The 23,015-nt window shown below is 61.0% G+C and carries 17 protein-coding genes and 1 pseudogene; 13 read left to right on the plus strand and 5 right to left on the minus strand.

Features of this window, described 5'->3' with window-relative positions:
• Positions 1-36: 36 nt before the first annotated feature.
• Entirely contained in the window at positions 37-1,212 is a 1,176-nt protein-coding gene (locus ACIX9_RS08565; RefSeq protein ID WP_013580082.1) for an MFS transporter, read from the minus strand.
• 161 nt (positions 1,213-1,373) lie between these two features.
• Between ACIX9_RS08565 and ACIX9_RS08570 the strand changes: the two genes are divergently transcribed.
• The 3 genes from ACIX9_RS08570 (at position 1,374) to ACIX9_RS08580 (ending at position 4,801) form a co-directional block, all read left to right on the plus strand.
• Positions 1,374-2,348: an SCO family protein gene (locus tag ACIX9_RS08570; protein ID WP_013580083.1), complete on the plus strand. Its 975-nt coding sequence runs from the start codon at positions 1,374-1,376 to the stop codon at positions 2,346-2,348.
• A 134-nt stretch (positions 2,349-2,482) separates the two neighbouring features.
• A complete protein-coding gene (locus ACIX9_RS08575; RefSeq protein ID WP_013580084.1) occupies positions 2,483-2,869 on the plus strand; it encodes a hypothetical protein in 387 nt (128 codons plus the stop codon).
• 30 nt (positions 2,870-2,899) lie between these two features.
• Positions 2,900-4,801 (plus strand): ABC transporter ATP-binding protein, encoded by a 1,902-nt coding sequence (locus ACIX9_RS08580; protein ID WP_013580085.1) that lies wholly within the window; start codon positions 2,900-2,902, stop codon positions 4,799-4,801.
• Between the two features lie 73 nt (positions 4,802-4,874).
• Here the strand turns inward: ACIX9_RS08580 and secA are convergent, their stop codons facing one another.
• Both secA and ACIX9_RS08590 read right to left on the minus strand, forming a co-directional pair.
• Positions 4,875-7,868 carry a preprotein translocase subunit SecA gene (gene secA / locus ACIX9_RS08585; RefSeq protein ID WP_013580086.1) on the minus strand — a complete coding sequence of 998 codons (2,994 nt, stop codon included), beginning with the start codon at positions 7,866-7,868 and terminating at the stop codon, positions 4,875-4,877.
• 107 nt (positions 7,869-7,975) lie between these two features.
• Positions 7,976-8,266 (minus strand): hypothetical protein, encoded by a 291-nt coding sequence (locus tag ACIX9_RS08590; protein ID WP_013580087.1) that lies wholly within the window; start codon positions 8,264-8,266, stop codon positions 7,976-7,978.
• Between the two features lie 106 nt (positions 8,267-8,372).
• Between ACIX9_RS08590 and ACIX9_RS08595 the strand changes: the two genes are divergently transcribed.
• Positions 8,373-10,400 carry an ArnT family glycosyltransferase gene (locus tag ACIX9_RS08595; protein WP_013580088.1) on the plus strand — a complete coding sequence of 676 codons (2,028 nt, stop codon included), beginning with the start codon at positions 8,373-8,375 and terminating at the stop codon, positions 10,398-10,400.
• Positions 10,401-10,488: 88 nt separating this feature from the next.
• Positions 10,489-10,755 (plus strand): annotated as a pseudogene (locus ACIX9_RS26840) (DUF3224 domain-containing protein); the annotation flags it as partial.
• Positions 10,756-10,767: 12 nt separating this feature from the next.
• Here ACIX9_RS26840 and ACIX9_RS08600 read toward each other — a convergent pair.
• Positions 10,768-12,201 (minus strand): IS4 family transposase, encoded by a 1,434-nt coding sequence (locus ACIX9_RS08600; protein ID WP_013580089.1) that lies wholly within the window; start codon positions 12,199-12,201, stop codon positions 10,768-10,770.
• A gap of 103 nt (positions 12,202-12,304) precedes the next feature.
• Here ACIX9_RS08600 and ACIX9_RS27355 point away from each other — a divergent pair, with 103 nt between their 5' ends.
• The gene (locus tag ACIX9_RS27355) at positions 12,305-12,421 is read left to right on the plus strand and encodes a DUF3224 domain-containing protein (protein ID WP_083808415.1); all 117 of its coding nucleotides are present in this window, start codon (positions 12,305-12,307) and stop codon (positions 12,419-12,421) included.
• A gap of 101 nt (positions 12,422-12,522) precedes the next feature.
• Here the strand turns inward: ACIX9_RS27355 and ACIX9_RS08605 are convergent, their stop codons facing one another.
• Complete coding sequence (locus tag ACIX9_RS08605) at positions 12,523-13,296, minus strand: class I SAM-dependent methyltransferase (RefSeq protein ID WP_013580090.1); 774 nt, start codon at positions 13,294-13,296, stop codon at positions 12,523-12,525.
• A 208-nt stretch (positions 13,297-13,504) separates the two neighbouring features.
• Between ACIX9_RS08605 and ACIX9_RS08610 the strand changes: the two genes are divergently transcribed.
• The 7 genes from ACIX9_RS08610 (at position 13,505) to ACIX9_RS08640 (ending at position 22,995) form a co-directional block, all read left to right on the plus strand.
• Positions 13,505-14,719, plus strand: a complete 1,215-nt coding sequence (locus ACIX9_RS08610) for an MFS transporter (protein ID WP_198152182.1) — start codon at positions 13,505-13,507, stop codon at positions 14,717-14,719.
• A gap of 200 nt (positions 14,720-14,919) precedes the next feature.
• Entirely contained in the window at positions 14,920-16,311 is a 1,392-nt protein-coding gene (locus ACIX9_RS08615) for a M28 family peptidase (RefSeq protein ID WP_013580092.1), read from the plus strand.
• A gap of 58 nt (positions 16,312-16,369) precedes the next feature.
• Complete coding sequence (locus tag ACIX9_RS08620) at positions 16,370-17,782, plus strand: dipeptidase (protein WP_013580093.1); 1,413 nt, start codon at positions 16,370-16,372, stop codon at positions 17,780-17,782.
• Between the two features lie 54 nt (positions 17,783-17,836).
• Positions 17,837-18,400: a molybdenum cofactor guanylyltransferase gene (gene mobA, locus ACIX9_RS23690; RefSeq protein WP_013580094.1), complete on the plus strand. Its 564-nt coding sequence runs from the start codon at positions 17,837-17,839 to the stop codon at positions 18,398-18,400.
• A gap of 40 nt (positions 18,401-18,440) precedes the next feature.
• Positions 18,441-19,415, plus strand: a complete 975-nt coding sequence (locus ACIX9_RS08630) for an ABC transporter ATP-binding protein (RefSeq protein ID WP_013580095.1) — start codon at positions 18,441-18,443, stop codon at positions 19,413-19,415.
• Between the two features lie 335 nt (positions 19,416-19,750).
• Entirely contained in the window at positions 19,751-21,256 is a 1,506-nt protein-coding gene (locus tag ACIX9_RS08635) for a sugar transferase (RefSeq protein WP_013580096.1), read from the plus strand.
• Positions 21,257-21,285: 29 nt separating this feature from the next.
• Positions 21,286-22,995, plus strand: coding sequence for an NAD+ synthase (locus ACIX9_RS08640; protein WP_041597571.1), 1,710 nt, complete (start codon positions 21,286-21,288; stop codon positions 22,993-22,995).
• The last annotated feature ends 20 nt before the right edge of the window (positions 22,996-23,015 follow it).

Raw genomic sequence — 23,015 nt, forward strand, 5'->3', positions numbered from 1 at the left:
GAAAGGTCTTGTGCTCATCATGAGACCCTGGCGGATTCAGGGGTGTGTGGACTCGGCTGAGGCGGGGAGGAAGCTGAGGGCGAGCATGACGATGGCGACTGCGATGGGGACGATGAGGGCGACCTGGAGTCCCCCGGCGTGGGTGGAGATGACGCCCATGAGCCAGGGGAGGGCGGCGGCTCCGAGGCCGGAGACGGCCATCACGACGCCTGCTTTACGGGCGGGAGGGCGATGGGCCATGAGGAGAGCGAAGGTCGCGGGGAAGATGGGGGCGAGGGCGATGCCGAGGAGGACGGCGAGGGTGGCGATGACGGAGGCGTGGCGGGAGGTGGCGAGGGCTGCGGCGAGAAGGGCAGAGAGGATGAGGGCGATGCGCTGGAGGGTGCGCTCGCGCATGCGGAGGAGGAGCCAGGTGGCGATGGCTCGGCCGGCGGTGAGGCCGGAGAGGAGCAGGACCATGGTGTACTCGCTGAGCGCGAGGGAGTTGACGCCGAAGCGGAGGGCGAAGGTGGTGAGCCAGGCGGAGAGGCAGGTTTCGAGACCGCCGTAGAGGAAGAGGAGGGTGATGAAGTAGAGGAAGATGGCGGTGGGGAGGGATTGTGCTGGTCCGGGTGAAGCAGATTCCTCCCCTTCGGCTTCGCTCAGGGTGCGGAATGACAAATCGAAGTTATTGCGGAGTTCGATGAGGAGGAGGATGGCGAGGAGGAGGAAGCAGAGGGCGAAGATGAGGAGGAGGTTCGAGAGGGCGAAGTGGGGGGTGAGCCACGCGGCGAGGACGGGCGAGAGGAGCGCGCCGAAGCTCCAGGTGAAGTTGAGGCGGGAGAGAGCGGAGCCTCGGTTCTGGGTGAAGCGGTTGCCGGCGGTGATATTGATGGTAGTGATGACTCGACCGACTCCAAAGCCGCCGATGACGAGGCCGATGCAGGCGAGCGGGAGGGATGGGGCCAGGGCGAAGAGGGTGAAGCCGATGGCTCCGGCGGCGAGGCCTAAGAGGGTTCCAGTGCGGAGGCGGTGGGAGGTGGTGATTCCACCGAGGAAGGAGCCGGCGAACTGGGCCATGAGGAGGAGACCGGTGTGGGCGTCGTCCAGGTGCCAGCGCTGGGAGAGAAGCGGGAGGATGGGGCCGAGGAGCATGGTGCCCAGTCCGGTGAGGACGAAGGCGAGGTGCATGACGGGGGTGGAGGGAACTTCGTGGGGTTGAGGTGTGGGCATGGGTGACGGGTTTAGGGTGAGGATAGCTTAGTTGTGGGGTTGGGGTGGTGGGGGTCGTGGAAACCCACGTCCCAGAATCGGGACATGGGGCACCCGGGTTGGTGGCTGGTACAGGAAGACGGTCGTTTGCTTCCGCAAACGATACCCCACCCTGTCCGACGATGAGACTGTCGTCCGAGGCTGGGGCACCCGGCGTGATGGGGCGGCGGTATCATCTTTGTATGAAGAATGTGGTGGTTCGGGTTTTTGTGGTGGCTTTGGTTTGTCTTGGGTTGGGAGTTACCGGTTGCCGGAAGGGTGGGGGCGGCGATGCGGGTGTGGCTTCGGGGACGAAGGTGTACTCGATGCGGGGGAAGATTCTGGAGGTCGATCCTGGGTCGGGTGAGATTACGGTGGATCATAAGGCGATTCCGGGGTTTATGGATGCGATGGCGATGCCTTATAAGCTGGCGGATGCCTCGACGATCAGCGAGATGCATGTGGGGGATGTGATTACGGCCCGGGTGCTGGTGCAGGATACGCCGGGTGGGCCGTATAAGACTCAGCTGGATCATGTTGTTGTGGTGGCGCAGGCGAGGCCGGATAATGTGCCGAAGGTGCAGTATCACTCACCTACAGCGGGCGAGGAGGTGCCGGACTTCAAGCTGCTGAACCAGAGCGGGAAGACGGTTCATCTCGCACAGTTCAAAGGGAAGGTGCTGCTGCTGACGTTTATCTATACGCGTTGTCCGATGGCGGATTTTTGTCCTCGAATGAGTGAGAACTTTGCGGAGATCGACCGGGGACTGGCGAAGGATAAGGACGTCTATGCGAAGACGCACCTGCTGAGCGTGAGCTTTGACCCGGCGTACGACACGCCGAAGGTGCTGCGGAGCTACGGCGGGGCGCATACGGGGCGGTTTACGGAAGAAGACTTCAAGCATTGGGACTTTGCTGCTCCTACGCTGGCCGAGCTACCGAAGATGGAGGAGTGGTTCGACGTGGGGGTGACGGGAGCGGGCGATCCGCAGACGTTGATGCACTCGCTTTCTACGGTGCTGATTGGGAAGGATGGGAAGGTGATTGGGTGGTATCCGCAGAAGGACTGGCAGGTGGGGGAGATGGAAGAGGCGGTGAAGAAGGCTGCGGGGGCTTAGAAAACTGCAGGTTCCTCCGCTGCGCTGCGGAATGACAAGCAAAATGATGACAGCAAGAGCAAGAATGAGCGGAATGACAAACACATGCGTATCTTTATGGATACATAGACTGAATACATGATGAGGGGTGATGGATGGCTAAGTTGACGATTGTGTTTGGGGTGTTGCTGGTGGCTGTGGGGGTGGCGGGGTTTGTGTTGACGGGGAGCCACGCTCCTACGGCTTTGATTCCGAGCTTGATTGGCGTGATTCTGGCTGTTTGCGGTGGCGTGGCGAACACTCCCGATGCGAAGAAGCGCGCGCTATGGATGCATATTGCGGTCACAGTAGGGCTGCTGGGCTTTCTGGGGACGATTAAAAGTGCGTTTGATGTGTTTGCTTTGGCGCATGGCAAGGAGTTCGCGCATCCAATTGCGGTCGAAGAGAAGGCCGGTACTTGCCTGATCTGTCTTTTGTTCGTGGCGTTCTGTATTCGTTCGTTTATTGAGGCGCGGCGTGCGCGGGTTGGCGGCGGGGTTTAGGTTCCTGCCGGGTTGAGAGAGGCTTAGGGTATGGCTGGACTATTTAATTCTTCAAGCCTCAATGGGGGTATGCCTTCGGCGGATCGTCCGTCTCGTGGGACCGGCAAGGCGACGGTGGCGGCTTTGACGGCTGGTCGACCCAAGCCGGGGTTGAAGAAGGTGTGGCCGCAGATCTGGGCGTTGGTGAAGCCGCGGATGGGCCTGCTGGGGATCAGCTTTGCGCTCATGGTGGTGAACCGGGCGTGTGGGCTGGTGCTGCCGGCTTCCTTCAAGTCTCTGATCGACGGGGTGATGACCCATCATGACCTGAAGCTGCTGCCGAAGATCGTGGGTTTTGTGGTGGGCGCGACGGTGCTCCAGGGGTTGACGTCTTACCTGTTGACGCAACTGCTCTCCAAGGCGGGACAGCGACTGATTGCAGAGTTGCGGATGCAGGTGCAGTCGCATATTGGGCGGCTTCCGGTTTCGTTCTTCGACGAGAACCGGACCGGGACGCTGGTGGCACGGATCATGACGGACGTTGAAGGCGTGCGGAACCTGATCGGGACGGGCGTGATCGATTTCTTTGGCGGGGTGCTGACGGCGATCTTCGCGTTCTGCTATTTGATCTCGCTGAGCGTGAAGATGACGGCGCTGACGTTCTGCATCCTGGTGGCATTTGCTCTGATTCTGCAACGTGCGTTCAATACGATTCGGCCGATCTTCCGGGAGCGGTCCAAGATCAATGCGGATGTGACGGGACGGCTGACGGAGTCGCTGGGCGGCGTGCGGGTGGTGAAGGGGTATCACGCAGAGGAGAGCGAGGCGCGGGTCTTTGGGGCGGGGGTGGGACGGCTGCTGGATAACGTGCTGTCTTCGATTCGGGCGCAGTCGTTCATGAGCCTGGCGAGCACGACGGTGCTGGGGGTGGTGACGGCGTTGATCATGTACCTGGGTGGCCATGAGGTAGTGGCGGGCAAGCTGACGACGGGCGGCTATGTGACGTACATGGCTTTCCTGGCGTTCATGGTGGCGCCGGTGGCGCAGTTGGTCTCGATTGGAACGCAGTTGACGGAGGCCATGGCGGGACTGGATCGGACGACGGAGATCCTGGGCGAGATGGAGGAGGATGGGGGGCCGGAGCGGAGGGTGACGCTCGATACGATCAAAGGCGATGTGGTGTTTGAGGATGTGCTGTTCGAGTACGAGGCGGGCAAGCCGGTGCTGCATGGGATTGGGTTCGAGTCTAAGCCGGGGACGGTGACGGCGCTGGTGGGATCGAGCGGGTCTGGGAAGTCGACGATTATTTCCCTGGTGTGCGGATTCCATGTGGCGACGGGCGGCAGGATTCTGGTGGATGGGGTGGATCTGGGTACGGTGCGGTTGAGCAGCTATCGTGAGCAGCTGGGCGTGGTGCTGCAGGAGACGTTTCTGTTCGATGGGACGATCCGGGAGAATGTGCTGTTTTCACGGCCGAATGCCGGCGAAGGGCGGCTGATAGAGGCTTGCAGGATTGCACGGGTGGATGAGTTTGCGGAACGGTTTCCGGAAGGGTATGACACGATCGTGGGGGAGCGCGGGGTGAAGCTTTCCGGCGGGCAGCGGCAGAGGATCTCGATTGCCCGGGCGATCCTGGCGGACCCGCGGATTCTGATTCTGGATGAGGCTACGAGCTCACTGGACTCTGAGAGCGAGGCGATGATCCAGGGGGGACTGAATCACCTGATGAAGGGGCGGACTACGTTCGTGATCGCGCACCGGCTTTCTACGATTCGGAAGGCGGATCAGATTCTTGTGGTGGAGCAGGGGAACATCGTGGAGAGAGGGACGCATGAGTCGCTTTATGCGCTGGGGGGACGGTACTTTGATCTTTATACCCGGCAGCATGGGTTGGAGACGAATCTGTTTCTTGCGCCGGGTGAAGGGGATAAGGTTGAGGCGGCTGCTGGGTAGGGCTTGCTGACTGCAAAGAGAAAGAGGATAAGAGCTAGGCTCTTATCCTCTTTTGTTATGAGTGATGATTTGTTTAGGCGTTGGCTCCGTGGCAGTTTTTGAACTTCTTGCCTGAGCCGCAGGGGCATTTGTCGTTGCGGCCTACGCGCTCGCCGGCGATGCGCTGGGTGTTGGATTCGTCGGCGGTGGCTGAGGCGCTGGCCTGGCGGGACTGCTCGAGCTCGCGTTCCTTGCGCTTCTGGAACTCGCGCTCGAGGGCGTCGATGGTGGTGGCGGGGGCCTTGGTTGGGATCGTGGGGCGCGGGGCTTCGAGTTCGGGAAGCTGGCCTTCGATGGTGGGGGGCTGCTGCTGGGCTGCCTGGGCGGCGGCGAGCTGCTCGGCGGATTCGATGGGCTGTCCGTCGGGGCCGATGATCTGCATGCGGAAGAGATGACGTGCGGTGTCTTCCTGGAAGCGCATCATCATAGCTTCGAACATGTCGAAGGACTCTTTTTTGTAGGCGACGAGCGGGTCCTGCTGGGCGTAGCCGCGGAGGCCGATGCCTTCCTTGAGATGGTCCATGGCGAGGAGGTGATCCTTCCAGAGACCGTCGAGGACGGAGAGCATGACGATGCGCTCGTGGTAACGCATGGCGGTGGCGCCGAGGATCTGCTCCTTGATGTCATAACGGGCGCGGAGGCGATCGAAGATGGACTCGCCGAGCTCGTGACGGCTGAGGGTGGTGAGGTCGAGAGCGGTGGGGGTGTCGGTGCCGTTGGTGAAGCGTGCGCCGAAGATGTCGTAGATCTGGTCGAAGAGGGCTTCGGACTTCCACTCGTCGGGATGGGCCTTTTCAGGGGCGGTCTCGTCGAGGATGTTGGACATGATGGTACTGGTGTAGTCCTCGGTAATGAGCTGCTTCTGGTCTACTCCCTCCATGAGCTGCTTGCGGAGGCCATATACGGCTTCGCGCTGCTTGTTCATGACGTCGTCGTACTCGAGGACGTGCTTGCGGGACTCGAAGTTCTGGGTTTCTACGGCCTTCTGGGCGGCTTCGATGCGGCGGGAGATCATGCCGGATTCGATGGGGACCCCCTCCTCCATGCCGAGGCGCTCGAGGAGGCTGGAGACCCATTCACGCGCGAAGATGCGCATGAGATCGTCTTCAAGGGAAAGGTAGAAGCGGGAGGCACCGGGGTCGCCCTGACGGCCGGCGCGACCGCGAAGCTGATTGTCGACGCGGCGGGACTCGTGGCGCTCTGTGCCGAGGATGTGGAGTCCGCCGGCTGCGAGGACCTCCTGATGCTCGGCTTTCGCGGCGGCTTCATGGGAGGCTACGGCTCCGTCCCAGGCTTCCTGGCTGCACTCGAACTCCTGGTTGTTGTAGTAGAAGCGGAACATGCCGGGTCCGGCTACGGGCTGAATGGCACCCTCCGCGGCTGAGACGGCGCGAGCCTGCTGCTTGCGGACGAGGTCCTGGCGGGCCATGAAGTCTGAGTTGCCGCCGAGGAGGATGTCGGTACCGCGGCCGGCCATGTTGGTGGCGATGGTGACCATGCCTAGGCGACCGGCCTGGGCGACGATCTCGGCTTCCTTCTCGTGGAACTTGGCGTTGAGGACGACGTGGCGGACGCCCTTCTTCTTGAGGATGTCGGAGAGGAGCTCTGACTTCTCAATGGAGGTGGTGCCGACGAGAACAGGCTGGCGAAGGTCGTGGAGACGGCTGATCTCATCCGCGACGGCGAAGTACTTTTCCTTGGTGGTGCGGAAGACGACGTCGGGGTTTTCGATGCGGAGCATCTGGCGGTTGGTGGGGGTGACGACGATATCGAGCTTGTAGATCTTGTCGAACTCGGCGGCTTCCGTCTCTGCCGTTCCGGTCATGCCGCTGAGCTTCTTGTACATGCGGAAGTAGTTCTGGAAGGTGATGGTGGCGAGGGTCTGGTCTTCCTTGCGGATGTTGACGCCTTCCTTGGCTTCAACAGACTGGTGTAGGCCATCGGACCAGCGGCGGCCGGGCATGAGGCGGCCGGTGAACTCGTCGACGATGATGACTTCACCGTCCTTGACGACGTATTCGACGTCACGCTTGTAGAGGTGGTGGGCCTTGATGGCGACCTCTACGTGATGCTTGAGGTCCCAGTTTTCCGGGTCGGCGATGTTGCCGATTTCGAGAAGCTTTTCAATCTTCTCCCAGCCTTCGTCGGTGACGGTGGTGGCGCGGGCTTTTTCGTCGATGACGAAGTCGCCGGTGTAGACCTTGGAGTCTACGGTCTCGGTGAGTTCACCGAGGACGAGTTCTGGGATGATGACGTTTACGCGGACGTACTTGTCCGTGGTCTGGTCTGTGGGGCCGGAGATGATGAGCGGGGTGCGGGCTTCGTCGATGAGGATGGAGTCGACTTCGTCTACGACGCAGTAGTACTGGCCGCGCTGGACCATGTCGGAGAGCTCAAACTTCATGTTGTCGCGGAGATAGTCAAAGCCGAACTCGTTGTTGGTGCCGTAGGTGATGTCCGAGGCGTAAGCGGCGCGGCGCTGCTCGTCCGAGAGGTCATGGACGATGACGCCGACGGTGAGGCCGAGGAAGCCGTAGATCTTGCCCATCCATTCGGCATCGCGCTTGGCGAGGTAGTCGTTGACGGTGACGACGTGGACGCCGCGGCTGGCGAGGGCATTGAGGTAGGTGGGGAGAGTGGCGACGAGGGTCTTGCCTTCTCCGGTCTTCATCTCCGCGATCTTGCCCTGGTGGAGGATGGTGCCGCCGATGAGCTGGACGTCAAAGTGGCGCATGCCGACGACGCGCTTGCCCGCTTCGCGGACGACGGCGAAGGCTTCGGGCAGGAGGGCGTCGAGGGCGGCCTTTTCCGCGGCGTAGAGGGCGTCGGCATCTTCCCTGGGGTCGATGCCTTCGATGGCGGCTGCTACGCGCTGGCGGAACTCAGCGGTCTTGTCACGGAGCTGCTCGTCCGTGAGGGACTGGAGGGCGGCTTCGTGCGAGTTGACCTGCTGGACGATGGGCAGGATGCGCTTGAGGGCGCGATCATTGGCGGTGCCGAAGACTTTTGCGATGACTGCGTTGATCACGAGGGTGTGTCCTTATAGGCTGCGGCCCGGATGGGGCGGGCGAGAAGCTGGGTGCGCTCAGAGATGGAGTGTGAGCGTGGATGACTTGATGGGGGAGGGAAACGCCGTCAGGGGGCGTTGGGTGCGTGGGTGAGAAGCGCGGCAGCCGAAAGGGGGACGGCTGGCGCGGGAGATGCGGCGGGGATCGATGCGTTGGAACGATCCGGGAAGACGGGCGGGACGGGGACCTTGCGGGGTGCGGGCCGGGTGGCCGGTGCAAGGTCTCGGGGTTCTGTCAGCTCTGAGGCGGCCAGGTGCTGGGCCGGTGTGCTGGACGGCAGGATGGCCGCGATGAGGGTGTGGGCGTGCATCGGCGAAGCGGAAAGCAGGATCGCGGCGATGACGAACACGGCGTACATAAGCTAAAGGGTAACATTTGCGGGGTTGTGGGAGGAAGGTGGCGGAGGTGGGATAGAGAAGGGAGTCGGGAGCACGTATTCTCAATCCAAGATTCAGTTGGTAGGTATGGACCGTAGGAGTTGGCCCAAGGTTGCGTATGTTTTCGCGGTCGCTGCGTTGTTCGCGGTGCTGGCGGGGGAGCTTTGGCTTTCGGTGCGGTCGATGTCGCAGACGGCGGATGAGGCGGCGCATCTTTATTCAGGGTATGAGTATTGGACGGCTCGGGATTATGGATTGAATCCGGAGCATCCGCCGATGTTGAAGCTGGTGGCGGCGATGCCGCTGCTGGGGATGGGGTTGAAGGTGCCGCAGGGGGCGGAGGCGGAGACTTCAAAGATGCAGGAGTATGTGGGGGGCGGGGAGTTTCTGTACGGCAACGATGCGGGGCGGGTGTTGTTCCGGGCGCGGGTGGCGGCTTCGGTGTTCTCGCTTTTGCTGGCGGCGATGGTGTTTGCGGCGGCTTACGAGATGTTTGGGGCGGGGACGGGGCTGATCGCACTGGTGCTGTGCGTGTTTGAGCCGACTCTGCTGGCGCATGGGGCGTTGGTTACGACCGATATGGCGGCGAGCTGCATGATCTTTGCGGCGATGTATGCGCTTTACCGGTATGAGAAGAGGCCGGGTATTGGGCGGCTTCTGGTGGTGGGGGTGGCAGTGGGGCTTGCGCTGGCGGCTAAGTTCAGCAGCCTGCTGCTGCTGCCGATGTTTGGGGTTTGTTTGCTGCTGGAGTGGTTGAAAGAGCGGCGGCGGTTGCGGGCGGGTGGTGAGGTGGCCCAGGGATTTGGGGGGTGGAAGAGGGTTTTGGGTTGGGTTGGGGCGGTTTTGGTGGCCTGGGTGGTGCTGTGGGGGTTCTATCGGTTTACGTACGCGGCGAGGCCGGGTGGGCTGCAGCTTGCTCCGACGCTGGCGGCTTATGCGGCGATGCTGGGGCCTACGGGGAAGGCTGGGCTGATTATGGCGGCGGCGCGGATGCATCTGCTGCCGGAGGGCTATCTCTACGGGCTGGTGGATCTGCAGATCTTTGGTGGGGCGCTGCCTTCGTTTCTACTGGGGACGGTGCATCCGGGGCCGACGAAGATGTACTTTCCGGTGGCGTTCGTGATCAAGAGCACGCTGGCGGTGCTGGCGTTGCTGGTGGGGTTGCCGTTTGTGGCGAGGGGGAAGGGCGGGCGGTACTGGCGGGAGTTGGTATTTCTCTTGGTGCCGGTGGTGGTTTATCTGGCGGTGAGTTTGAATGCTCCGGAGAATATTGGAGTTCGACATATTCTGCCGGTGTTTCCGTTTGTGATGGTGCTGGCGGGGTGGTCGGCGGGTTTGATAATGGGGTGGGGACGGGTGGGTGCGGCGATTGCGGGGGTGCTGCTGGTGGTTCATGTGGGGTCTTCGCTGCGGGCGTTTCCGGATTACCTGCCTTATGCGAATGAGGCGTTTGGTGGGCCGGCGCGGACGTATCGGGTGCTGACGGACTCCAATGTGGACTGGGGGCAGACATTTCTGAAGACCTCGGACTATCTGCGGAAGAACAAGGTGGAGGATTGCTGGTATGCGGTGGGGCTGGGGGTATCGTTTGTGGATCACTACCGTCTGAACTGCAGGCCGCTGCCTTCGGGGTTTGGGCGGGTTACGGGGATGCAGTTGCCGGTGATTCCGCCCACGGTGCATGGGACGATTCTGGTGAGTGCGGTGGAGGCCAGCGGGTTGTTCTGGGGGAATGGGGTGCTGAATCCTTATGGGGAGCTGCTGAAGCGGCGGCCGGACGACATGATCGGGGATGCGGTTCTGGTGTTTCGAGGGGATGTGGCGCTGCCGTTGGCTTCGGCTGAGGCTCACTCCAGCGCTTCAAGCTTTCTGCTGAGACGGGGGAGGCTGGAGGAGGCCCTGGGGGAGGCGAATTTGGCGGTGGCGGGGAGTGGGGTGGCACCGGATATACGGGTGAACCTGGGGGCTGTGCTTCTGACGATGGGGCGGAAGGCGGAGGCGGAGGCGGCGTTTGGGGAGGCTCGGAGGCTGGCGGGGCAGTACGATCCTGAGGGGGTGCAGCATACGGATCAGGTGATTGCGGGGCTGGAGTCTGCTGTACAGTCTGGGCATTAGGATATGTGAGGTTGGGATGAGGCGTGTTTGGATCTTGCTGGTTGCGTTGCTAGGGATGCAGATGGCGTTTGCACAGGGAGGGAAGACGATGAAGCATGTGACGGGGAGTTTCGATGTGAAGATGGTGCCGCAGGCGGGCGATGAGGCGGGGGGTAGTCCGGCGGTTGGGCGGATGCTGATCGATAAGGCGTTCCATGGGCCGCTGGAGGGGATCAGCAAGGGGCAGATGCTTTCGGCGGGGGATTACTCGAAGGGGTCGGCGGGGTATGTGGCGATCGAGGCGGTGACGGGGACGCTGGATGGGAAGAAGGGCGGCTTCGCGCTGCAGCACTCGGGGACGATGGATCAGGGGGCGTCCAGTCTGCTTTCAATTACCCACAAGTTTCGTGCCGAGGATGAAGCCGAGCTGTATGTCGGTGAGGCGGGTCATTCCGCGCCACATGACAGTGTTTCCTGGAGGCGGATCTTTGGCGCGAGCAAGGTAGCCTCCGAGGCGGGCAACTTTGGTCAGGTACAAGGAGAGCTGATTGCCGGTGAGAGTGGCACCGGGTGGATCGCTTACCAGCTGATCCAGTAAGTAGATCTCGGTTGGCGTCAGCGCCATGTAGGGTGCCCCCTCGGGTCTGGTCCGGTTCAGCATCGTTATCCAGAAGACTCGCCAGCTGAGTAGACATAGGATGGCGATGAGATTGACGAGTCGATCTGCGGTGCGTAGCTTCACGTCTTCTGCTTTGCAGCCAGACTTCAGGATCTTGTGGAAGGTCTCGATCTTCCACCGCATGGCATACCAGTTCAGCTTTTCGATGGCCTCCTTGCGGGATCGTATAGGAAGATCGGTGACCAGCTTCCAGTCGATCGGCTCGCGACCCTTCGGAGGATTGCGCTCGATGGCATGAAGGACCGTGAGCATCAGCGGCGGATACATCTTCTGTTTGGCAACTGGAGCAAGCACCCTGATGCGACGGTAGCGGAGTTCAAGAACGGCTTCATTTACGGTGCCCTTCTTATCGCGCACTTCGACCCGGTGCAGCCCCTTCACGTGCACCTCGCGCATCTCGTCGGCGATCGTGTGGTCGCCCTCACCGGCAAGCCTGTCCACGCACGTTCTCAGAAGAAAATGAGTACCGGCCTGATGGGCGATTGAGAACAGTTCGTAGATGTCGCTCTCACGATCGCCGATGTGGACGATACGTTCAGGTTCGGCCAGCAAGGCTGTCGACTGTTTCACGTTCTCGAGCCAGCGATAACTCTCCTTCTGTTCGATCGGGATACGTGTCGGATTGATGCTGCGTTTGAGCGCGTTCGCGCCATGGAACTTGTCCCTGCTCCAAAACTTGATCGCAGCCAGCCCGAGTGGAAGACCATCCGTGGTGACGACCAGACTGGAGTGCATCAGGATGCCGCAGGTGATGTGGTGGCCCGGCCCGCCGCCCTTGGCATAAGGCGAGGCCAGTTTCTGGAGGATGCCAACTGACTCAGGATCGTCCCGGTGGTAAGAGAACTCGGTCGTGTCGTGAAGCACCAGCACCGGAGATTCGTTTGTGGCAGCGAAACGCTCCCGAGTGCAGAGAAAATGCCCAGCCAGGATCTTCTCTTCATCAACCCGGGCATTCGATAAGAAGCGGTAGGCCGCCTTCGTAGCCGCCCAGTCCTGACAGGCGAAGGGGATGCTTCCGCCGATCTGCTCTGACAGTTGCGTGAGAAGAGTAACGAATCTCTTGCCGTGACGAACATCCTTAAACTGGCAGCCCGCAACCTCACGTTCCAGCCAACTCCCAATCTCCTCGTCCCGAGGTTCCATACAAGGACTTCATCAGACCAGCAGAAAGATTAATAGTGACATTCTTGAGCCCTTGAGACTGCCAGCTCTTGGGGGAGAAGATGTGGGTAATTGAAAGTCCAGTCTGACGGTTACGGTGGTTCCGGGGTCTGGGACGGGCGAGTTAGTGGGGTTGAGTGGGACGATGAAGATCGTGATCGAGGGTGGAAAGCACAGCTACGTTTTCGACTACTTGCTGTAAATCGACCCCTTGACCCCTACCGGGGTAAAAGTACTCAAAGTCTTCAAACGATGTGAGTTAGGTTTGGACATCCTGCCGCGGGCCGATCATGGCCCGCACTTTTATCTGGGGGTGGCGTGGAGGCGCAGGCGGACGTAGTCGGCGGTCCAGTTGTGGGTGAGGGGGTCCTGGAGGATGGGGGTCAGGAGGGCTACGGTATCGGCCAGGGCTTTGGGGCGATGCTTGGCCGGGACGTGGTCGAGGACTCCGTTGCGGAAGGTCTGGAGCCAGGTTGCCATGCCATCCGGGCCGCCGGGGAGGGGTGTCGGGCGGGGGTGGAGGGTAACGGACTGGACTGCGAAGCCGGCAGCTTCGAGCAGGGACTGGTAGTGGGCGGGTGAGGGGAAGAAGCTGGCGGCAAGGGCTTCGGAGTCGAGATTGTAGGGGGCGAGGACGGCGGAGAGGGCGGTGCGGATGGCGGCGATGTTGCCCTGGCCGCCCATCTCTGCGACGAATCGGCCGGTGGGCTTGAGGGCGCGGCGGATGGCTGCGAGGGCCGCGGGCTGGAGGGCGAGGTTGATCCAGTGGAGGGCGGCGTTGGAGAAGATGGCGTCGAACTGGGTTTCGTACGGCAAGTTCTCGGCGCGGTGGTGGTCGATGGTCAGGCCTCGGGCGCGGGCTGCGGCGACCATGGTGTCGGAGGCGTCGACACCGGTGAGGAGGGCTCCCGAGGCGGCGAGTTGGGTGGTGAGGGCACCGTCACCGCAGCCGAGGTCCAGGATGTGCTCGCCGGGCTGGGGGTTGAGGAGATCGACGATGGCGGTGGCCATGGTGGCGACGAAGCGGCCGTTGGCGGCGTAGGCGGTGGTGTTCCAGGTTTGGACGGAGGTTGCCATGAAGGAATTGTGCGCTTTATAAGTCTGGGTTTGAGGGGGATGGGGTTTGCTTATGAAGAGAACAGGCAACGGCGCACATTGATCAGTTTTGAGTCGCGAGTTTCGAGTTGCGAGTCGGAAAGGCGAGATTCAGTGTGCGCGGTATTCGGTTGAATTGCGACGAGTTAGGAGATACGGGCATCTCTTAGGTATGGCTTCTATTAGTCGTGTGGTCTCCCCTTTGGAGGAAAAGACGGAGTTACGGGGTGGTGCGGGACAGCTTCTGGCGGTGTTTTTGTGCGGGACGCTGGCGTTTCTGGATCTTTATTGCGTGCAACCGCTGCTGCCTCTGCTCTCCCGGGTGATGCATGCGTCTGAAAGTGCTGTGGGGTTGACGATCAGCGCCGCGACGCTGGGGGTGGCGGTTTCCGCGATGCTGCTGGCGGTGTTTGGGGAGAGGCTTGATCGTAAGCGGACGATCGTGATCTCCATGACGGCGCTGGCGTTGAGTACGCTGATGACCTCAACGGCGCACAACCTGGTGCAACTGGCGATGTGGCGGCTGCTGGAAGGGCTGCTGACGCCGGGGATCTTCATTATTACGATCGCGTATGTGACGGAGGAGTGGCCGGCGCTGCAGGTGCCTCGGGCGATGAGCGTGTATGTGGCGGGTACGGTGTTCGGCGGGTTCGTGGGGCGGGTGTCGGGTGGGTTGCTGGGGGGCAGGGTCGGGTGGCGGCCGGTGTTTGTGCTGCTGGGCGTGCTGGGGCTGTGTGGGGCTGCGGCGACGCAGTGGCTGCTGCGGCCGGCGACGATGCGGCGGGTTGCGAAGAAGGCTGAATCGATCTGGACGCCGGTGATGCGGAACCTGCGGAGCACGCGGCTGCTGGCTACGTTCGCGATCGGGTTCTGCATGCTGTTTACGCTGGTGTCCGTGTTCAGCTACATCACGTTTTACCTGACTGAGGCTCCGTTCCTGCTTTCGACGGATGCGATCAGTTGGCTGTTCTCTGTGTATCTGTTTGGGCTGGTGGCTACGTTGATTGCAGGGACGGTGCTGGCGAAGGTGGGGCTGAGGGCTGGGATGCTCGCTGCGGTGGGATGCTGCCTGGTGGGGGTGGGGCTGACGTTGATTCACCTGTTGCCGGTGGTGGCGCTGGGCCTGGCGGTGGCGAGCTCCGGGGTGTTTGTGGCGCAGGTGTGCGCGAACAGCTTTCTTAGAGATGCGGCTCCGGCGGGTGGGCGGGTATCGGCTGCGGGGATGTATATCTGCAGCTATTACATTGGCGGGACGGTGGGGGGTGTGCTGCCGGGGCTGGTGTGGAGGATGGCTGGCTGGCCGGGGTGCGCGGGGCTTACGTGCGGGTTCCTGGTGATTGCGGGTGTGACGGCGTTCTTTGGGTGGAGGGAGAAGAATGGATGGGCGGAGCCGGTGCCGGTCTAGAGTTTTAGGGACCAGGGACCAGGGACCAGGGACCAGGGACCAGGGACCAGGACCAGGGACCAGGGACCAGGGATCAGGGACCAGGGAGCAGGGACTAGGGGTGGATTGGGAGAGACTTAATCCATGATCACCGCGGGGAATAGGTTCGGCGGTGATCGGTTAGGATTGGCTTGCCTGAGTTTGATGGGCCTGGAGAGCGAATGCGTTTGGATCGGCTTGCGGTTGGGTTGATGGTTGGGTTGATGGTTGCGCCTGTTTTTGGGCAGGCGGCCTGGACGGTGAAGCCGGAGTGGGTGCGGGCGCATGAGGAGTTTCTGGCGAGCGATGTGATGGCCGGGCGGGGAAGCGCTACTCGGGATGAGGAGATTACGGCGACGTATGTGGCGAGCGAGTTCATGGGGTATGGGCTGAAGATGGCTCCGGGGATGAGCTCTTATCTGCAGGCGGCGGAGGTGGTGAGTCCGAGGCTCGACGGTCATGCGGTGCTGAAGGCTGGTGGGGTGACGTTGAATGAGGGCAGCGACTTTACGTTGTTGATCTCCTCCGGCGCGGATGTGAGTGGGCCGGTAGCTATGGTCTCGGGTGATTTAAAGACGGCGCGGGTGAGCAAGGGGGCCGTTGTGGTGGTGGGCGCGCTGCCGGCCGGACAGGCTGGGATGCAGGCGATCGGCGCGGTGCAGCGGAGTGGACCTGCGATGGTGGTGGTGGGGGAGGATGAATCGACGCAGGGGCTTTATACGATGTTCGGCGGGAAGACACGGACGCCGATCCGGTTGAAGGATGCGGCGGCGGGGCGGACGCGGGCGACGATTGTTTCCGTGAGCAAAGCGGGGATGGCGAAGCTGGCTGGGCTGGGGAGTGGGACGGTTTTATCTCTGCATGTGCATGTGGTGCCTGAGGCGACGGCTCGAAAGACGTTCAATGCGATTGGGTACCTGGAGGGAAGCGAGCCGGGGAGTGGGACGATTCTGCTGACGGCGCACCTGGATCACCTGGGGATTGGGGCTCCGGTGAATGGGGATTCGATCTATAACGGGGCGAATGACGATGCGGCGGGGACTACGGCGGTGCTGGAGTTGGCGCATGCGTTGGCTGGCGGGCCTAAGACACGGCGGAATGTTTTGTTTGTTTGCTATGGGAGCGAAGAGGCTGGGGAGCTGGGGTCGACTTACTTTGGCGAGCATCCTCCGGTGCCGTTGAAGGAGCTGGTGGCGAATCTTGAGTTCGAGATGATTGGGACGCAGGACCCCAAGATGCCGAAGGGCGTGCTGCTGCTGACGGGTTGGGAGCGGAGCAACCTGGGGCCTACGCTGAAGGAGCATGGGGCGCTGCTGGGGCCTGATCCTTATCCTGAGGAACACTTCTTTGAGCGCAGCGATAACTACGCGTTGGCGTTGCAGGGCGTGGTGGCGCATACGGCTGCGGGTTGGGGGACTCCTCCTACCTATCACAAGCCGGATGATGATCTGGCTCATTTGGATATCGGGTTTATGACGAGTGCGATTCAATCGCTGGTGGAGCCGGTTAGGTGGTTGGCTACGAGTGATTTCAAGCCGGCCTGGAATGCTGGTGGAGAACCCAAGAGGCAGTGACGGTGTAGTGAGACGGCAGTGACGGTGTAGTGAGACGGCAGTGAGAGGCAGGATTGATATGGCGGGATTGACGGCGGCGGTTGCGTTTGCGAAGGACAATGGGGATCGGTTTGTGGAGGAGTTGAAGGAGTTGATTCGGATTCCTTCGGTTTCGACTGATCCGGAGCGGGTGGGGGATACTCGGCGGGCGGCTCAGTTTGTGGCGGATGAGTTGGCGCGGATTGGGATGGAGAATGTGAGGTTGATTGAGACTTCGACGGAGCCCTCAGCGACGGGACCGGGACGGCAGGGGCATCCCCTGGTTTATGCGGATTGGTTGAAGTTGCCCGGGAAACCTACGGTACTTTGCTATGGGCACTATGATGTGCAGCCTGCGGAGCCGCTGGAGGAGTGGCTTTCGCCTCCGTTTGAGCCTACGGTGCGGGATGGGAATTTATATGCTCGGGGGGCTGTCGACGATAAGGGCCAGATGTGGATGCATGTGAAGGCGCTGGAGGCGATGATGGTGGCGGGTGGGGGGACGCTGCCGGTGAATGTACGGGTAATCGTAGAGGGGGAGGAAGAGGTCGGGGGTGAGGGGATTGCGGCGTTTGTGCGGGAGCATGGGGATCAGTTGAAGGCGGATGTGGCGCTGGTTTCAGATACGGAGATGTTTGCGCCGGAGCTGCCTACGTTGTGCGTTGGGTTGCGCGGGATGATCTATACGGAGATCGAGGTGAAGGGGTCTCGGACGGACCTGCATTCCGGGATGTATGGTGGGGCGGCTCCGAATGCGTTTGTGGGGCTGGCGCAGTTGATTGCGAAGCTGAAGGATGAGGATGGACGGATTCTGATTCCGGGGATCTATGACAAGGTGCAAAGGCCGACGGATGCTGAGTTGAAGGCCTGGAAGGCGCTGCCGTTCGATGAGGAAGAGTATCGGGAGGCGGAGGTTGGATCGGTTGCGCTGACTGGAGAGGCTGGTTTCTCGGTGCTGGAACGGACTTGGGCGAGGCCTACGCTGGATGTGCATGGGATGCCTGGTGGTTTTATTGGCGCGGGAGCGAAGACGGTGATTCCGGCTAAGGCTACGGCTAAGGTGAGTCTGAGGCTGGTGCCGGATATGACTCCTGCGGAGACGTTTGGACTGCTGCGGGATTATGTGGCTACGATTGTTCCCAAGGGCTGCACGGCTGAGGTGCGGATGATCCATTCCGGCGATCCGATTGTGGTGAGTACGGATAATCGGTTTGTGGCGGCGGCAACTGAGGCGATGCAGACGGTATTTCGGAAAGATACGGTGTTTGTAAGGGGGGGTGGGTCGATTCCGATTGTGGGGGATTTTGTGCGGGAGCTGGGGATTCCTACCGTGATGATGGGGTTTGGGCTGCCGGATGATAACTTGCATGCTCCGAATGAGAAGTTCAATTTGAGTAACTTTCATCGGGGGATTGAGTCGATTGTGCGATGGATGGGGTTGGTTGGGGCTTGAGAGCAGGCAAAAGCTAACCACAGAGCACACTGAGAAAACGGAGAGGACACAGAGGTGGAGGTTGCAGGGTTTTTGCTGGCGGGGGGCTTGAGCTCGCGGATGGGGCGGGATAAGGCGCTGCTGGAGTTGGGTGGGGAGACGCTGGTTGCGAGGGGGGTGAGGACGCTGGGGGAGGTGTGCGTCGACGTGGCGATCTGTGGGCGGGTGGAGTTGGGGCCGTTTGGGCGGGTGGTGGTGGATGAGGAGGCTGGGCGGGGGCCGTTGGGGGGGATTGTGGCGGGGCTTTCGCAGACGGCCTGGGAGTGGAATTTGTTTTGTCCGGTGGATGTTCCGTTTGTGCCTCGGGTGGCTTGGGAGAGGATTGTTGCGCGGGCGGCGGAGGGTGGGTGTGTGGCGGTGATGGCTCGGGTGAATGGGGAGGTGCAGCCGCTTTGTGCGGCTTATGCGAAGGGTTCGGTGGGGGCTATGCGGGCTTTTTTGGCGACGGGGCGCGGGAGGGTTACGGCGGCGGCGGAGAGTTCGGGTGTGGTGGCTCATGTGGATTTTGAGGAGGTGGAGTGGTTCAGGAATGCGAATACTCCGGAGGAGTTTGCGGAGTTGATGGATGATGGTGAGTAGCTGGATGGTGTGGGTGCATCCAATGAGGGACAGGTGACTGATGGCGCATGATGACGAGCAGGGCGGGACGGGAGTTCCTGATAACGAGCCGGAGCAGAAGGTTCCAGGCAGTGAGGCGGAACAACGTGGGGACGTGGATGGGGAGACTCCGTTGACGGCCGAGGTTTCGCCCGATGTGGCTGAGGCTGTGGGTGAGTTCATGGAGCGGGCCGCGGCGCAGAATGAGGCCGCTGCGGAGGAGATTCCGGATACGAAGAACCACAAGCCGGGGTCTTATATCTCGTTTGAGAAGGTGTCGAAGTCTTTTGGGGCGTTCGACGTGCTGAAGAGTGTGAGCTTTTGCGTGAATCCTGGGGAGACGCTTTGCATTCTGGGGCGAAGCGGGGTGGGGAAGTCGGTTTCACTGCAGATGCTGCTCGGGTTTCTTAGAGCTGACTCGGGGACGGTGCGGATTGCGGGGGAGGATGTGACGAACTTCAGCGAGAAGCAAATGCAGGCGATCCGACGGAAGGTGACGATGGTGTTTCAGAACGGGGCGCTGTTCGACTCGATCACGGTGGGGGAGAATGTGGCGTTTCCGCTGCGGGAGCGGGGCGATATGGAGGAAGACCAGATCTACCAGGTGGTGAAGGGGCTGCTGGAGATGGTAGGGGTGGCGGGGATGGATCATCTGCTGCCGAGCGATTTGTCGACAGGGATGAAGCGGTCCGTGGCGATTGCGCGTGCGCTGGCGGCGCAGCCGGAGGCGGTGCTGTACGACGAGCCGACGACGATGGTCGATCCGTTGATGGCACATCTTTTAGGAAATCTAATCGAAAGGTTGAAGCAACAACTGCACCTGACGAGTATTGTCGTGACTCACGATATGCGATTTGCGAAGAAGCTGGCGGATCGTGTGGTGTTTCTGCATGAGGGTGAGGCAAAGTTCTTTGGGACGATGGAGGAGATGGAGAAGAGCGACGATCCGGTGCTGCGGGAGTTCCTGACGCTGGATGAGCTGGTGCTTCCGGCTTAAGAAAGGCTGAAGGCCGGTTACTTCTGAATGTGCGACGCAGTTACCGGGTAGGCGGTAAGTTGTTGGATAGAGATTGTCTTAGAGGTTGTTTATGGTCTTGAGGCAAAGTATGATTCGATCAGACCTTCTGAACGGCTCTCTGCCCGTAATGTGCAATGGACTAACACTTTCCTTGGTGAGAGTCTTGGATTTCATATGTGGACGGCAGCCTTCTGACCTTATAAGGGCATGAAGATCAACCTGAAACGAGGGGTTGGTTTGCAGCGTGAGTTGCCTGCCTCGATTGAATAGCTGCAGTTTTTGAGTGGTACTGAAGCAGGGAGAACGATCGGAAGATGGCGACACCAGATTATCTCCAGCAGGTAATTGTATCGGGCAGGCGAAGCGGCGGCGGCCGTGCGAACTCGGCGCGGCGGCGGGTGTTTCAGCGGCCTTCTGTGACGAGCCTGGTATGGGCGACCCTTGACCTGCTGACTGTGGTGGTGGCGGCGGTGATGGCGCAACGGCTGCAGATGGGTAATTCCGCGGATCATCCAGGTTCACTTTTGCCCCAGATCTTTACACAGACTCCGAAGCTGTGGCTGGGCTACCTGGCGTGGTTTGGTGGGACGCTGGTGTTCTTTGCCCGATCGTATGGACTTTACGGGCCAATTCAGAATCGCAGCGGGCTGCATGAGCAGAGGATGACGGTGCAGGCTACGCTGACGTCCGGGCTGCTGTTGTGTGGCGCGCTTTATGTGCTGCGGGGCGATAACGTGCCTCGGGTGGTGGTGCTGCTGCTGGTGGGGATTACGGCGGTGCTGCTCTCGGTCCGGCGAGCGATCTGGCGGAGCATGGAGTACAGCCGGTATCGCGAGGGACTGGAGACGCGGAATGTGCTGATCGTAGGCGCGGGGCGGGTGGCTCATGCGCTGAGGAATCACCTGGAGAGCCTGCGCCATCTTGGGTTCCGCTTCAAGGGCTTTGTGGCCCTGACGGAGCGTGAGGCGGAGTCGGGCGACGCGGATGTAATTGGCGATATCAAGAACTGCCTGTCGCTGGCTCGGGCGCTGTTTGTGGATGAGATTTTCTTTTCGGTGCCGGCGGATAAGAAGCTGGTGATTGCGCTGGTGGAAGAGGCGCGGGCGGTGGGGATCGACGTGCGGGTGGTGCCGGATCTTTATGACGGGCTGGCGTGGAATGCGCCGGTGGAGTATATCGGGCAGTTTCCGACGATTCCGCTGCATCGGCGGGACTTTCCGATTGGCTCATTCCTGATGAAGCGTGCGCTGGATATTATGCTGTCTTCGATTGCTCTGCTCGTGGCTTCGCCGATTCTCGCAGGGATTGCGATTGCGGTGCGGATGGATTCGACCGGGCCGATCTTCTACAAGGCTGCGCGGATCGGGCGCAAGGGGCGGACGTTCAACTGCTTCAAGTTTCGGACGATGGTGCCGAATGCGGATCACCTCAAGGCGAGCCTGGAGCATATGAACGAACGCGAGGGTGTGCTGTTCAAGATCGTCAACGATCCGCGGATTACGAAGGTTGGGCGTGTTCTGCGGAAGTACTCGCTGGATGAGATTCCGCAGTTTTACAACGTGCTGCGCGGCGATATGAGCCTGGTGGGTCCGCGGCCTCCGATTGCGAGCGAGGTGGAGCAGTACGACCTGGCGCATCTGCGTCGGCTGGACGTGCTGCCGGGGATTACCGGGTTGTGGCAGGTTGAGGCTCGGCAGGACCCTTCGTTCGATAGCTATATCTCTTTGGACACGGCTTACGTGGAGAACTGGACCTTCTGGCTGGATCTGAAGATTCTCGCTCGGACGGTGGGCGTGGTGTTTAGCGGCACTGGTTCTTAGGCTCGCCGCTTACTTGGTAGACTGGTGTGGTGAAGATTGCACTGGCTCAGATCAATCCTACGGTTGGGGATTTTGTAGGGAATACGCGGAAGATTCTGGAGTTCGCCGGGCGGGCGGCGGATGCAGGGGTGGACCTGGTCGTGTTTCCCGAGTTGGCGGTTTGTGGGTATCCGCCGGCTGACCTGTTGGAGAAGCGGGCGTTCGTCGACCGGGCTGGTGAGGCGATTGGCGAGATTCAACAGTGGACGGGTATCGCTGGGCGACCGGCTGTGCTTTGTGGGTCTGTGATGCCTTCCGGGGTGAGCGAAGGGAAGCAGGTGCGGAACGTCGCGGTGCTGATGCAGGCGGGTAAGGTGCGGGCTGTGCAGCAGAAGACGCTGCTTCCTTTCTATGATGTGTTCGACGAGCAGAGGTACTTTGAGCCCGCTACTCAACAGGCGTTGACCTCCATCATGACGGCGAAGGGTGAAGTGCCGCTGGCGGTGACGATCTGTGAGGATGCGTGGAACGACAAGGGGTTCTGGCCTCGGCGGCTGTATGCGATCGATCCGATCGAGCGGTTGATGGAGACTTGGGATAGTCAGCCGGAGAGTTTGCGTGGGCAGGCTAAGGTGATTGTGAATATTTCTGCTTCCCCTTTCTGGAAGGGTAAGCAGCAGGTCAGGCAGGAGATGCTGGCTGCGCTGGCGGTGCGGCATGGAGCCGTGGTGGCGATGGTGAACCAGGTGGGTGGGAACGATAGTTTGATCTTCGATGGGGCTTCGGTGGTTATGGGGGCTGATGGGACTTTGATCGGGATGGGGGCTGCATTCGTCGAAGATCTGGTGATCTTTGAGACGGGGGCTGTTGTAGAGGAACCCACATCTCAGAAGCGAGATGTGGGGCACCCGCTTGATGACATTAAGGCGATGTGGGATGCGCTGGTTTTGGGGACTCGGGATTATGTAAGGAAGTGTGGGTTCAGCAAGGCGGTGATTGGGTTGAGTGGGGGGATCGATTCTGCGCTGGTGGCCGCGATTGCGGTGGAGGCGCTAGGCGCTGAGAACGTGATGGGTGTGGGGATGCCGAGCGAGTACTCGTCCGAGGGGTCCAAGGACGATGCGCGGGTGCTGGCGGAGAACCTGGGGGTGCGGTTCGAGATGCTGGCGATTCATGAGGGGTATGAGGCTTACATGAAGATGCTCGGGCCGCTGTTTGCGGGAACTCCGTTTGGGCTGGCGGAGGAGAATCTTCAGGCTCGGATACGCGGGACACTGCTGATGGCGCTCTCCAACAAGTTTGGCGCGCTGGTGCTGACGACGGGGAACAAGAGCGAGATGTCGGTGGGGTACTGCACGCTGTACGGCGATATGGTGGGCGGGCTGGCGGTGATTGCGGATGTGGTGAAGACGAAGGTGTATGAGCTGAGCCGGTATGCGAATCGCGAGCGCGAGGTGATTCCGGTGGCTACGCTGGAGAAGCCTCCGAGCGCGGAGTTGAGGCCGGGCCAGAAGGATACGGACTCGCTGCCGCCGTATGAGGTGCTTGACCCGATCCTGGAGGCTTATGTGGAGCGATACTGCTCTGCCGAGCAGATTGCGGGTGAGCAGAAGGTGGATGTGGAGCTGGTTCGGCAGGTGTTGAAGCTGGTGGAACGCAGCGAATACAAGCGGCAGCAGGCTGCGCCGGTGTTGAAGGTGACGCGAAAGTCGTTCGGAATGGGCAGGCGGTTTCCGATTGCGGCGAAGGTTCAGGTTTAATAGGGCAGTGACTTTGATGA

The sequence above is a fragment of the Granulicella tundricola MP5ACTX9 genome, from assembly GCF_000178975.2.
GTDB lineage: Bacteria > Acidobacteriota > Terriglobia > Terriglobales > Acidobacteriaceae > Edaphobacter > Edaphobacter tundricola.

What these genes read in the sequence shown, in the direction of transcription:
- ACIX9_RS08565 (WP_013580082.1), bottom strand. Translation starts at nt 1,212, where the DNA reads ATGCCCACACCTCAACCCCACGAAGTTCCCTCCACCCCCGTCATGCAC.
- ACIX9_RS08570 (WP_013580083.1), top strand. Translation starts at nt 1,374, where the DNA reads ATGAGACTGTCGTCCGAGGCTGGGGCACCCGGCGTGATGGGGCGGCGG.
- ACIX9_RS08575 (WP_013580084.1), top strand. Translation starts at nt 2,483, where the DNA reads ATGGCTAAGTTGACGATTGTGTTTGGGGTGTTGCTGGTGGCTGTGGGG.
- ACIX9_RS08580 (WP_013580085.1), top strand. Translation starts at nt 2,900, where the DNA reads ATGGCTGGACTATTTAATTCTTCAAGCCTCAATGGGGGTATGCCTTCG.
- ACIX9_RS08590 (WP_013580087.1), bottom strand. Translation starts at nt 8,266, where the DNA reads ATGTACGCCGTGTTCGTCATCGCCGCGATCCTGCTTTCCGCTTCGCCG.
- ACIX9_RS08595 (WP_013580088.1), top strand. Translation starts at nt 8,373, where the DNA reads ATGGACCGTAGGAGTTGGCCCAAGGTTGCGTATGTTTTCGCGGTCGCT.
- ACIX9_RS08600 (WP_013580089.1), bottom strand. Translation starts at nt 12,201, where the DNA reads ATGGAACCTCGGGACGAGGAGATTGGGAGTTGGCTGGAACGTGAGGTT.
- ACIX9_RS08605 (WP_013580090.1), bottom strand. Translation starts at nt 13,296, where the DNA reads ATGGCAACCTCCGTCCAAACCTGGAACACCACCGCCTACGCCGCCAAC.
- ACIX9_RS08615 (WP_013580092.1), top strand. Translation starts at nt 14,920, where the DNA reads ATGCGTTTGGATCGGCTTGCGGTTGGGTTGATGGTTGGGTTGATGGTT.
- ACIX9_RS08620 (WP_013580093.1), top strand. Translation starts at nt 16,370, where the DNA reads ATGGCGGGATTGACGGCGGCGGTTGCGTTTGCGAAGGACAATGGGGAT.
- ACIX9_RS08630 (WP_013580095.1), top strand. Translation starts at nt 18,441, where the DNA reads ATGGCGCATGATGACGAGCAGGGCGGGACGGGAGTTCCTGATAACGAG.
- ACIX9_RS08635 (WP_013580096.1), top strand. Translation starts at nt 19,751, where the DNA reads ATGGCGACACCAGATTATCTCCAGCAGGTAATTGTATCGGGCAGGCGA.